This is a genomic window from uncultured Brachybacterium sp. (assembly GCF_947500705.1).
Lineage (GTDB): Bacteria > Actinomycetota > Actinomycetes > Actinomycetales > Dermabacteraceae > Brachybacterium.
In genome coordinates this window covers 329,632-341,334 of sequence record NZ_CANMSY010000002.1, presented here as the reverse complement: position 1 = coordinate 341,334, position 11,703 = coordinate 329,632, and the positions used below count along the sequence as shown (strand labels likewise).

11 protein-coding genes are annotated in these 11,703 nt (G+C 70.6%); 9 read left to right on the top strand and 2 right to left on the bottom strand.

Annotated elements, in window-relative coordinates; translation table 11 throughout:
- The first annotated feature begins 105 nt into the window (after positions 1 to 105).
- Both Q0937_RS04680 and Q0937_RS04675 read left to right on the top strand, forming a co-directional pair.
- Positions 106 to 543, top strand: coding sequence for a molybdenum cofactor biosynthesis protein MoaE (locus Q0937_RS04680; protein WP_299300957.1), 438 nt, complete (start codon positions 106 to 108; stop codon positions 541 to 543).
- Positions 544 to 621: 78 nt separating this feature from the next.
- Positions 622 to 1,476 carry a metallophosphoesterase gene (locus tag Q0937_RS04675; protein WP_299300233.1) on the top strand — a complete coding sequence of 285 codons (855 nt, stop codon included), beginning with the start codon at positions 622 to 624 and terminating at the stop codon, positions 1,474 to 1,476.
- Positions 1,477 to 1,549: 73 nt separating this feature from the next.
- On the opposite strand, the gene Q0937_RS04670 is transcribed toward Q0937_RS04675, so the two are convergent.
- The gene (locus tag Q0937_RS04670) at positions 1,550 to 1,723 is read right to left on the bottom strand and encodes a hypothetical protein (protein ID WP_299300231.1); all 174 of its coding nucleotides are present in this window, start codon (positions 1,721 to 1,723) and stop codon (positions 1,550 to 1,552) included.
- A gap of 192 nt (positions 1,724 to 1,915) precedes the next feature.
- On the opposite strand from Q0937_RS04670, the gene Q0937_RS04665 reads away from it, so the two are divergent.
- The 7 genes from Q0937_RS04665 to Q0937_RS04635 all read left to right on the top strand — a co-directional run bounded on the left by Q0937_RS04665 (position 1,916) and on the right by Q0937_RS04635 (position 9,971).
- The gene (locus Q0937_RS04665; RefSeq protein WP_299300229.1) at positions 1,916 to 3,445 is read left to right on the top strand and encodes a hypothetical protein; all 1,530 of its coding nucleotides are present in this window, start codon (positions 1,916 to 1,918) and stop codon (positions 3,443 to 3,445) included.
- On the top strand, positions 3,442 to 4,881 hold the full coding sequence (locus Q0937_RS04660; RefSeq protein ID WP_299300227.1) for a hypothetical protein: 1,440 nt from the start codon (positions 3,442 to 3,444) through the stop codon (positions 4,879 to 4,881). The genes Q0937_RS04665 and Q0937_RS04660 overlap by 4 nt, the downstream gene beginning before the upstream one ends.
- Before the next feature lie 252 nt (positions 4,882 to 5,133).
- On the top strand, positions 5,134 to 5,430 hold the full coding sequence (groES, locus tag Q0937_RS04655) for a co-chaperone GroES (protein WP_299300225.1): 297 nt from the start codon (positions 5,134 to 5,136) through the stop codon (positions 5,428 to 5,430).
- Positions 5,431 to 5,444: 14 nt separating this feature from the next.
- Entirely contained in the window at positions 5,445 to 7,031 is a 1,587-nt protein-coding gene (groL, locus tag Q0937_RS04650) for a chaperonin GroEL (RefSeq protein ID WP_299300223.1), read from the top strand.
- Between the two features lie 431 nt (positions 7,032 to 7,462).
- Entirely contained in the window at positions 7,463 to 8,164 is a 702-nt protein-coding gene (locus Q0937_RS04645; protein ID WP_299300221.1) for a hypothetical protein, read from the top strand.
- Positions 8,161 to 9,198: a pseudouridine synthase gene (locus Q0937_RS04640; protein ID WP_299300219.1), complete on the top strand. Its 1,038-nt coding sequence runs from the start codon at positions 8,161 to 8,163 to the stop codon at positions 9,196 to 9,198. The genes Q0937_RS04645 and Q0937_RS04640 overlap by 4 nt, the downstream gene beginning before the upstream one ends.
- On the top strand, positions 9,195 to 9,971 hold the full coding sequence (locus Q0937_RS04635) for a hypothetical protein (protein WP_299300217.1): 777 nt from the start codon (positions 9,195 to 9,197) through the stop codon (positions 9,969 to 9,971). The genes Q0937_RS04640 and Q0937_RS04635 overlap by 4 nt, the downstream gene beginning before the upstream one ends.
- 33 nt (positions 9,972 to 10,004) lie before the next feature.
- On the opposite strand, the gene Q0937_RS04630 is transcribed toward Q0937_RS04635, so the two are convergent.
- Positions 10,005 to 11,654: an inorganic phosphate transporter gene (locus Q0937_RS04630; RefSeq protein ID WP_299300215.1), complete on the bottom strand. Its 1,650-nt coding sequence runs from the start codon at positions 11,652 to 11,654 to the stop codon at positions 10,005 to 10,007.
- Positions 11,655 to 11,703 lie beyond the last annotated feature (49 nt).

The window sequence follows — 11,703 nt, the reverse complement described above, 5'->3', positions numbered from 1 at the left end:
GGCCCCACCACCGAGCCTCCTACCGCGCCCAGCACCGACCCGACCCGCGGCACGACGCCCTTCGAGACCGCTGCGGAGCAGCTGCGCATCGCCGGAGATCCCGCGATGGGCGACGCTGCAGAGCGGGCCCGACTCGCCGAGGTCCGCCAGGAGGAGATCTCGGTGGCACAGATGGTCCAGGCGGTCTCCGATCCGCGCTGCGGTGCCGTGATCACCTTCGATGGAGTGGTGCGCGACCATGACGGCGGGCGGGGCGTGGAGCGCCTGGAGTACTCCGCCCATCCCACTGCCGGTGAGGTGATCACCGAGGTCGCCCGCGAGGTCGCCGAACGTTATCCCGATACCCTCATCGCTGTCGCCCACCGGTTCGGCCCGCTCGAGATCGGCGACTCCGCGCTCGTCTGCGCCGTCGCCGCCCCGCACCGCAAGCAGGCTTTCGTCGCCTGCGATGAACTGGTCGACACCGTCAAGCAGCGGGTCCCGATCTGGAAGCATCAGGTCTTCGACGATGGCGAGAGCGAATGGGTGGGGGCGCTGGGCTGAGCCCGGCCGGCGGGAGGGCCCGTCAGCGCACCCCGTGGGCTTCACCTGCAGGACACCTGTGATGGCTACGGTGCTCCCATGCGCATCCTGCACCTGACCGACACCCATCTCTACGGCGATCCGTCGGCCCGTCATTACGACCGCATCGACCCGACCGCCGCCCTGCGCGGCGTGCTCGCCCGCCTCGAGGGCCTGCGCGACATCGACGTGGTGATCCACACCGGGGATGCCTCCGAGGACGGCACCGCGGCGAGCTACCGGCTCCTGCACGAGATCCTCGACCCCTTCGCCGCCTCACTCGGGGCGCCGCTGGCCATGGTGATGGGCAACCATGACGTCTCCCGCGTCTACAGCGAGGAGGTCGACCCCGGACAGCATCTGGCAGCCCGTCAGGACAGGGTGGTGCCCCTCGACGGGGGAGGACGGGTGGTGGTGCTGGACTCGAGCGTCCCCGGTGCCGGCTACGGACATCTCGAGTCGGCGCAGCTCCAGTGGCTGCGAGACGTGCTGGCCGAGCCCGCCGCCGGCGGGACCGTGCTCGCGATCCACCATCCGCCGCTGAGGGGAGCGACCACCCTGCTGCGCGGGCTCGACCTCGACGGCCTCGATGACCTGGCCGCCGTGCTCGAGGGGACGGACGCGCGCATCGTGCTCTCCGGCCACTACCACCACGCGATGGACGGGGCGATCGCCGGGATCCCGGTCCATGTCGCCCCGGGGATCACCAACGTGGTGGACCCGGTCACCGCAGCCGCGAGCGAGCGCGCGCTGGCGCTGTCCGGGGTGAGCGTGATCGAGCTGGGCCAGGGTGCGCCGCGGGTGTTCAGCTCCGTGTTCCCGAACCTGGGGGACACGGCGGGGGACGCCGAGCTCCCCGTCTACCGCTTCAGCCCCGAGCAGGTCGCGCAGATCGTGGAGGCGGCCGGGCGCTGAGCGGCGGCATCCGCGGACGGGAAAGCCCCTGCAGAGGAATTCTGCAGGGGCTTCGTGGGCGCGCTCGGGGAGGTCAGCGGCTCATGCCGAGGGAGGTGATGCCCTGGCTGCTGCGCGCCCGTGCCACCGCGGCGTAGTCCCCGCCGAGGCGATTGTTCGGGACGGCGTTGTGGCGCTCGACGTCCTGACCCTGCATGCGGTCGGAGAGTCGGCCCAGTGCGGAGCTGAGAGAGCGGAGGAAGGTCATGATCGGGGTCCCCTTCGGTTCGGAGTGGAGTGATCGGCCGGGCCCTGGATCGCAGGTGCCACGACGTCGTCGATACTTCTGTTATATCCCGCGGCCGGGAGACTCCGCACTCGCTCCGGTCCTGCAAGTTGCCAGCCTCACAAGAAGTGTGTGACCTGGTGCTCGTCAGATCTTTACGAGAGGTTGCACCCCATGCGCGACTGGCTGCTGGATCGGTTCGTGGAGCGGTTCCTGGATCAGGGATCCCGGGGTGGCGATCGACTGCCCCGCTGGGTCCGCGGGCTCCTGGACGAGACGTTCCTCTGGGTCGCGATCGGCCAACTGCTGCTGGCCCTGGGCGTGCGTCCTGACAGTGTGCGCCGGCTCTCCCGGGTCCAGGCGCTCCTCGAGGAGGCCCGGGACGTCTTCGGGCGCGCCGGACATGAGATCCCCCGCCTCGAAGGCATCGAGACCGATCGTGACCTCGAGCGCTTCGAGGACGCGCGGAGCGACTTCGAGTCCCATCAAATCACCGAGGAGGAGCTCAGCGCCATCCTGCCGGCCCCGCGCGCCGTGAGCTGGGCCCGCGAGGCAGGCGCCGTCGTGCTCGACCTCCTCGAGGAGACACTGGGCAGTCTGCGGAGCCTGAGGATCCGTCCGGAGCTGATCGGCGTGGACCACCGTGCCGCGCAGGCACTGATCGTCAGACTGCGCGAGATCCTCGCCGGCGCCGAGCTCGATGCGGCCGCCGCAGAGGGCTATACGGCTCTCGGCCGATACCTCGAGGTGCTCACAGCGGACGAAGGTCTCACTGCCTTCTCGGAGCTCGAGACCAGGCCTCGCGCCCCGCGCCTCGGCGAGGTGGGCCGCCTGGTCGGGGTGATCCGATCGCTGCCGCGCGAGACCCTCGACAGGCTGCTGCCCCTGCGCCTGCTCTCCTCACGGCTCGTGCTGACCGCAGCGCTCACCAAGGGACTCGAGCAGCTCCGAAAGGAATGGATTCCGCCGGGAGAGCGACCCGACCCCGGCGAGGAGGAGGGGAACCGCCAGCAGGACGTCGAGCGTCGATGGCGGCGGGCTCACACCGCGTTCTTCCGGCAGGTCGACGAGCGGGATGCGCGGCCCGGCGCTCAGCGGGCGCTGATCGCGTGGACGGCGGGTCTGTGGGGCATGAGCCTGGTCGTCGTCGGCTGGATCCTGCTGTGGCTCCTCGGAGCCGGCGGAGTCGACCTGCCGCGGATCCTCGGCAGGTCCGCGGAGCTCGCGCCGCTCTGGCCGGGACCGACGGTGCTGGCGCTGCTCGTCGTCGTGCCGCTCTCCTATTGGTCAGCGTGGTTCGGCCCGATCGATCAGGCAGAACTGGTGCAGCCGCGGATGCGCACCGTCGCCGACGCCACGCCCGCCCGCCGAGCACGGGTGCGCGCGGCGCGCTGGGGCTCGGCGGTGAGCATCGTGCCGTTCTTCCTGCCGTACCTGGCGGTACTCCTGTTCGATGCGAAGGACACATTCCCGTGGCATGGGTTCGGCCCCTGGCGGAATGAGGACGGAGACATCGGATGGTGGGCGCTATGGGCTCTTGCCCTGCCTGCGGTGGCCGTGGTGCTCAGCGGGATCCTCGGCCTGTCGCGGGGCGAGGCGCGGGCACGGACCCTGCGGCCGGTGCCGGTGCCGGTGCCGGTGCCGGCGTCCGGGACTGTCAGGATGGACCCATGGAGAACGGGCGGTCCGGACGCCTCCGGGTGAGGACGACCAGGCGGACCGCGCCGCTCCCCGACTGGCTGCGGGGCCTCCTGGACGAGACATTCCTGTGGGTCGCGCTCGGCCAGCTGCTGATCGCCCTCGGGGTGCGCCCCGAGAGCGTGCGCCGGCTCTCCGAGGTCCAGGCGGTGCTCGACGAGGCCCGCACCGTGCTCGGCGCGGCCAAGCTCGAGCTGCCTCGGCTCGAGGGCGTGCGGACCGAGGAGGACCTCGAGCGTCTGGGCGCGCAGCTCGACGCCATGTTCCGCGGCATCGAGGAGAGAGGCCCGGTCGGGTTCGAGCGCGTGCTCCCCGCCTCGCAGGCGGTGCGATGGGCCCGGGACGTCACCGACGTCCTGCTCGACCTGGCACCCGAGGTGCTGGAGGCCCTGTCTGCGCATCGGGTCCGCACCGAGCTCATCGGCCTGGACCAGCGGGCGCTGCGCGAGGCCCTCCGGCGCCTGCGGCGGATCCTCGCAGACGCTGACCTGGAGCAGGTCGCAGCGCACGGATTCGAGGCGCTCGGTGTGCGCCTCGAGCAGATCGCGGACGACGAGGAGCTCGACCTCGAATCGCTGGCCCTCGAGACCCGCCCCTGGGAGCCGGCCCCGGGGGAGGCGGGCCGGATCGCGGATGTCCTGCTGGCCGTGCCCCGACCCACCCTGGACCGCCTCCTCCCGCTGCGCCTGCTGGCCTCGCGCCCGGTGCTCGTGGCGGCGCTCGGTGCCGGACTCGCACAGCGCCGGGAGAAGTGGGTGCCGCCCGAGGAGCGGTCCGGGAGCACCACGACCCGCAGTGTGGGCGTCGACGGCGTCGAGCTCGATGCGGAACAGCTGCGACGGCGGGAGGAGGCGGTCGAGTCGCGTCGCCGCGACCGCCGGGCGATCGACGCGCGCGACGCGCGCGACCCGGTGCGGCGACGGCACCTGATCCAGGCGGGGCTGCTGTGGGCGGGGACCGTCGCGATGATGTTCTGGATCCTGCGCCTCGTGGGCGGGATCCTCGATCCCGGCATGTCCCCGAGGTCCGTGGCCGGGGGCGATCCGGTGCTGCTCAGCGCGCTCCAGCTGCTGCCCGCGTTCGCCGTCGCCGTCCTCACCGGCATCCTCGCCCACGCGTCCGCGGTCATCGAGCGGGTCGACCGTGCCGAGCTGGCCGTGCCCTCCGCGCCCGCCTGGGAGCATCGTGTGCATCCCGCACGGAGTGCCCGGCGCGGCGCGGCGCGGGCGGCCGACGGTGCGGCCGTCGCAGTCATGGCCGGGCCGCTGTGGATGGGGCTGCTGATCGGCGTTCTCCAGCTCTGCGGGGTCGACCTGCTCGGGGCGGGGCACCTGGGGTGGGAGTTCGTGGTGGTGCTGGTGCTCCCGACGCCGATCTGGCTGCTCGGTCACCGACGGGGAGTCGCGCGCGGCGCGAGGCTCGCGGCGGCGCCGGGCGTGTGACCGGCTCCGCCGAGCCCGGCGCCGTCGGTGCACGGAGTGCCACCGACGGGCGGAGCTGCCGCCGTTTAGCACTCGTCTTGCATGAGTGCCAGCGAACGTTCTACAGTGGGGCTCGTTGGCAGTCGACGGCCGAGAGTGCCAGAGACTGCCGCAGTGGGATCTTCCCCCGGTCGGCACCGCGACGACGATCGGGACCGGATCCCGTCACCCAGAACTCAAGCAGAGTCATCTCTTCATGAAGGAGTGAGCCGCATGTCGGTCTCCATCAAGCCCCTCGAGGATCGCGTCGTCGTCAAGCCGCTCGAGGCGGAGCAGACCACCGCCTCCGGCCTCGTCATCCCGGACACCGCGAAGGAAAAGCCCCAGGAGGGCGAGGTCGTCGCCGTCGGCGCAGGTCGCTTCGACGACAACGGCCAGCGCGTCCCCATGGACGTCGAGGTCGGCGACAAGGTCGTCTTCTCCAAGTACGGCGGCACCGAGCTGAAGTACGGCGGCGAGGAGTTCCTCGTCCTCGGCGCCCGCGACATCCTCGCAATCATCGAGAACTGAGCGGACTGAGCTTTATGGCCAAGGAGATCATCTACAACGAGGAAGCCCGCCGGGCCCTCGAACGTGGCGTCGACAAGCTCGCCAACACCGTCAAGGTGACGCTCGGCCCCCGTGGCCGCAACGTCGTCCTCGACAAGAAGTGGGGTGCACCCACGATCACCAACGACGGCGTGACCATCGCCCGTGAGATCGAGCTCGAGGATCCCTACGAGAACCTCGGCGCTCAGCTCACCAAGGAGGTCGCGACCAAGACCAACGACGTGGCCGGTGATGGCACCACCACCGCCACCGTCCTCGCCCAGGCCATCGTGCACGAGGGTCTGCGCAACGTCACCTCCGGTGCTGCTCCGGCAGCGCTGAAGCGCGGCATCGAGAAGGCCGTCGAGGCGCTCTCCGAGAAGCTCGGCGAGATCGCCACGCCGGTCGACGGGAAGGCCCAGATCGCCTCCGTCGCCTCCGTCTCGAGCCAGGACACCGAGATCGGTGACCTGCTCGCCGAGGCGTTCGACAAGGTCGGCAAGGACGGCGTCATCACCGTGGAGGAGTCCTCCACCACGGCGATGGAGCTCGATTTCACCGAGGGCATGCAGTTCGACAAGGGCTACATCTCCCCGCACTTCGTCACCGACGCAGATCGCCAGGAGGTCGTCCTCGAGGACGCCCAGGTGCTGCTGCACCAGGGCAAGATCTCGGCCGTGGCCGACATCCTGCCGCTGCTGGAGAAGGTCGTCGAAGGCGGCAAGCCGCTGTTCATCATCGCGGAGGACGTCGACGGCGAGGCACTGTCCACGCTGGTGGTCAACAAGATCCGCGGCACCTTCAAGGGTGCAGCGGTCAAGGCCCCCGCGTTCGGCGATCGCCGCAAGGCGATGCTGCAGGACATCGCGGTGCTCACCGGTGCCCAGGTGGTCACCTCCGACCTCGGTCTGGATCTCAAGACCGTCGGCACCGAGGTGCTCGGCCAGGCCGGCCGCGTCGTCGTCACCAAGGATTCGACCACCATCGTGGGCGGCTCCGGCGATGACCAGGCCGTCTCCGACAGGGTCGCGCAGATCCGCGCCGAGATCGAGAACACCGACTCCGACTGGGATCGTGAGAAGCTCCAGGAGCGCCTCGCGAAGCTGGCCGGCGGTGTCTCCGTGATCAAGGTCGGGGCTCACACCGAGGTGGAGCTCAAGGAGAAGAAGATGCGCATCGAGGACGCGGTCTCCGCGACCCGCGCTGCCATCGAAGAGGGCATCGTCTCGGGCGGCGGCAGCGCCATCGTCCAGGCAGCCTCCATCCTGGAGGACGGCCTCGGCCTCGAGGGCGACGAAGCTGTCGGCGTGCGCGCCGTGGCCCGCGCCGTCGTCGAGCCGCTCCGCTGGATCGCCGAGAACGCCGGCCTCGAGGGCTACGTCGTGGTCGAGAAGGTCCGCGAGGCCCCTCTCGGCACCGGCCTGAACGCCGCGACCGGCGAGTATGTCGATCTGGTCGCCGCCGGCATCATCGACCCGGTCAAGGTCACGCGCTCCGCCCTGCGGAACGCCGCCTCGATCGCGGCCATGGTGCTGACCACCGAGACCCTCATCATCGACAAGCGCGACGACGAGGACGAGTGATCTGATCGACGTGAGCCGGCGCTGAGCGGGCTCGCACCGAAGGGGCGGACAGCCCGGGGAGACCCGGGCCGTCCGCCCCTTCGTCATGCCGTGGCCCGCAGGGGTGAGCACGATGCGTCGCACCCGAGCGACCGATCAGTCGCTCAGTTCTCGGAGCAGATCGTCGGCCCAGCTCTCGAGGACGTCTCCCGGGAGTTCGTGGAGCAGGGATATGACGCGCAGACCCGTCAGTGGAGACCCCCGTGCCGACCTTCGGAACGAGGGCTGCCCGGGATCGCACCACCTGCCACGAGTGACGACATCGATCATCGCCGCTGGTGGGACGCCGGGCCGGCGACGTGTCCGGGGAACGGTGTGCTGCGTCTGCATGACGGTCCCACGGCATAAGATGGGCTGAGTCACAGCCAGATCGATGGTCGGAGGGAACAGTGGTGATCAGTACACCGGATGCCGCGATCCCGGCTCAGGATGGAGACCTCCCCACCCGGACGTACGGACCGCCCGCCTCCGTGGTGATCGGCTCCCTGGTGGTGGGCTTCGTGTTCCTGGTGGTGCTCGAGTTCCTGGTGATCATCAGCTTCGTCGGGCAGAGGCTCTGGCACGATCCGCTGCTGATGCACGACCTGGTGTTCACCCTGCCGCTGCTGATCTGGGTGCTGATCGCGGTGACCGTGACCGTGACGATGCTGCGGGTGATCACCTCGTGGCTCCAGATCGACGAGAGCGGCTTCGAGCTGCGCAGCCTGTTCCGGCGCAGGCGGACCACCCGCTGGAACGAGGTCGGGCAGGTCATCGCGGTGCGTGACATCGACCGCGGCGCGGGTGCCGCCGAAACGCTCGATGCCCCCGAGACCGCCTACGACGGCGTCTACGTCCTGGACCCGCAGGGACGTCGCATCCTCGCCGTCTCGAGCCGCTTCTTCGGCCAGCGAGCCCAGGAGATGACGCTCCGCCGGGCACGGGAGGCCGGGGTCGGCATCGTGCACATCGACGCGATCACGCCCGCCGAGCTGAAGCGGCAGGCACCGCAGGCGATGAGCTTCGTCGATCGCCACCCCAACCCGTTGCTGCTGGCCCTGCTGCTGTTCTATATCGGCCACAATGTGCTGACCTTCGTCGTGTGGGGGCTGTGAGCGGAGCCCCGGAGCGTGCCGGCTCGGGCCGTCCCGGGCGCGCGGCGCGACGGCGTGCCCGTCGGCGGCCTCCACCGCTGCCGCAGCGCGAGGGCCTGGATGCCGTGCACTGGCGAGTGCCACACGGCGAGATCTCTGCCGGTACCGCCCTCGAGGCTCTCGCACGACGATTCCCGGCGCTCACCGCCCCGGAGGCCACCCCGCTTCCTGCCCGGTTCGCCGCCGGGGAGATCGTGGACGCCGACGGACGGGCCTGGAGCCCGCTGGACCTGCTCAGTCCCGGTGATGAGCTGTGGTTCCATCGCGAGCTGCGCCCTGAGCAGGTTCCCGAGCTCGAGCTGAGAATTCTGCACCACGACGACCACCTGCTGGTGCTCGACAAGCCCCACGATATGGCCACCATGCCCCGCGGTGCACACGTCCTGGCCAGCGCACTGGTCAGGCTGCGCCGCCGGACCGGCGTCGAGACTCTGGTGCCGCTGCATCGTCTGGACCGCCGGACGGCCGGGGTGCTCGCCTTCGGGATCCATCCCCATGAGCGCTCCGCGTATCAGCAGCTGTTCGCCCGGGCGGAGGTGGGCAAGGAGTACGAAGCACGGCTCCTCCCCTCCGCCACGTCGTCCCTGCCAGGTCAGCTGGGGGAGACCTGCTCGCTGCGGGACCACCTGGTCAAGCGCCGAGGAGAGCTGACCGCGCAGGTGCTGCCCGGGGTGCCCAACGCCGAGAGCGAGCTCGAGGTGATCGCCCCGGCTCCAGGAGAGGCCGCCGGGGTGCTGTCGGTGCTCCTGCGACCGCGCACCGGCCGCACCCATCAGCTGCGCGTCCAGCTCAGTTCGCGGGGTGCGCCGATCCTCGGGGAGGACCTCTACTGGCCCGTTCAGAGGCCTCGCCCGTCCTCGCAGGTCTGGCCGGAGGAACTGCCCCTGCAGCTGCTCGCGCGCCGCCTCCGCTTCGTGGATCCGATCACCGGGGAGCAGCGGGACTTCCGCAGCTCCCAGACGCTCGACGCAGGGTCTCGTACCCTGAGACCGTGACCGTCCCCCGCACTCCCGAGACCACCGACTCGGCTCCCGCACCCCGGCGCACCCGGGCAGGCACGGTGATCGTCGGCCCCACCGTGCGGGCTCGCTACACCCCCGGCGCCCTGATCGGCCTGCCGCTGGTCTCGCTGCTGCTGAGCCCTTTCGCCGGGGCCGGGATCCAGGAGTGGCGCCGCTCCCGGCTGCGCGCCGGACAGGACGGCCTGCTCGAGCAGCTGCTGGACCCTGCCTGGGTGCAGCTGCTGCTCGGTGCGCTGCTGCTGTGGGCACTGTTCGCGCTGTGGGCGCTGGTGCCGCTGCTGCTGACACAGCGGGTGGTGCTGCTGGATGAGGAGCAGGGGAGCGTCGCCCTGCGCAAGGGTCTGCGCATCATCCAGCGGGCGTCACTGTCGAGCGTCGAGCATGCGGTGGGGGAGGCGGAACGCGGGGGGATGGCCCTGATCGGGATCAGGGGGCCGGGCGGAGCAGGTCAGCCTGTGCAGCAGTGGGTGATCCCCGAGGTGGGCTGGGATGCCGCCTCGTTCGACGGACTGCGCACCCTGCAGGGTGCGGCCGGTCTGCGCCCCGCCCCGCCCCGGGCCGAGCTGCAGCGGGAGAACCGTCGGGCACGCCGGGACCGCTCCCACCGGGAGCTCGCAGAGCGTCTCGGCATGCCCTGGCGCGAGGAGTACGCGCACGACGACGCCGCATTCCAGGCGGAGTTCGATCGGGTGCGGAGGGTGCTCGGTGGCAAGGAGCAGGCCCGGGACGGGGACCCGCAGCCCTGAGGTCCGCTCAGAGGCTGCGGCGCTGAGCCTCGCTCAGAAGACGGCGCGCAGGATCAGCACCACCACGGCGCCGATGCCGGCGGCGGCCGGCAGGGTGATGAGCCAGGCCAGGAAGATCGGCCGCATCAGCTTCCAGTTGGCCGCACGGTTCACCATCCCGACGCCGAGGACCGCGCCGATCAGGATGTGCGTGGAGGAGACGGGCAGGCCGAGCACCGAGGCCAGCAGCACCACGGTGGCGGCTGCCAGCTCGGCCGCGAAGCCCGAGGAGGGATGCATCGAGGTGAGCCCGGTGCCCACGGTGTGGATCACCTTGCGGCCCACGAACCAGAGTCCGGAGATCAGAGCGACGCCGAAGGCGACCAGTGCCGCCGTGGGGACGGCGGCCTCCTGCGCGATCGTCCCGGTGCGCAGCACGTCCAGGACGGCCACGAAGGGTCCGATGGCATTGGCGATGTCGTTGGCGCCGTGGCTGAAGGCGAAGGCGCAGGCGGTGAAGACCTGCAGCCAGCTGAACATGATGAAGGTCGCCCGCGAGATCGACTGCTTCTTCAGAGCGCGGGCGAACACGGTCGTGGCCATCCACACGGACAGCGCGAGCATCACCAGCAGCAGCACTCCGCTGCCGAGCGAGATGTCCAGGCCCACGTTCTTCAGACCCTTGAACACGAGCATCGCCGCGATCAGCACGGCGGCGCCCGCCGCGAGCGGGGGGACCCGCTTCTCGAGCGCATGATATGCCGCACGGCGCTCGACCTTTCGGGCCGTCTTGCGCTCCTTCTTGGACAGGTGCGAGGCGTGCTCAGCCAGCTCCGCGCCCGGTCCACCGGGGGTGAGGTCCAGCGCCGCGGACTCGGCGAAGGCGCTCTGCTGGAGTTCGGAGACGCGCTCGAAGCCGGACACGTGGCGGTGGGAGCCGTCCTCCGTGTCCTCCGCGTCGTCATCGTCCTCGTCGTCATCCTCGGAGTCGTCGAATCCGCGGGATCCCAGCGCGATCGCGCGCGCGGCGGGCGCCAGGATGTGCCGCTTGATCGCGCCGAACAGCAGATAGGCGGAGATACCGCCGAGCAGCGGCGAGAGCACCCAGGAGATGGCGATCTGCCCGATCTCGCCCCACTGGACCATCTCGAAGCCACCGGTCCCGGTGACGATGCCGGTGGTGACCGCGGCACCGACGATGCCGCCGATGATTGCGTGGGTGGTCGAGACCGGCCACCCCATCCTGGTGGCGAGCAGCAGCCACACGGCCGCGCCCAGCAGTGCGGCCATCATGATGAACGCGAAGGAGAGCGGGTCCATGTCCATGGCTCCGATGTCCACGATGTCGCTGCGCACGGTCTCGGTGACCGAGCCGCCGGCGAGGACCGCACCGGAGACCTCGAAGACGGCGGCGACCACCAGCGCCTGCTTCATGGTCAGCGTCCCTGCGCCGACGCTGGTGCCGAAGGAGTTGGCGACATCGTTGCCGCCGATGTTGAACGCCATGAACAGTCCGAAGGCGATCGCCAGGATCAGCAGGAACGCGTTCACATCGGTGCCGGTGCGGGCGAACGCCCAGATCGTGAAGGCGACAGCGGTCGCCGCGGTCATCAAACCGGCACCGAGGTGCCAGTTGCGGTCGGGGCCGAGGAAGCCCGCGGAGACGGGGGCATCAGGGGTCTTCTGGGCGGGCGTGCCAGGCATCGTCGAGTTCCCGGGGGGTGAGGAGGAGGGGGAGGGGACGTGCACGTGC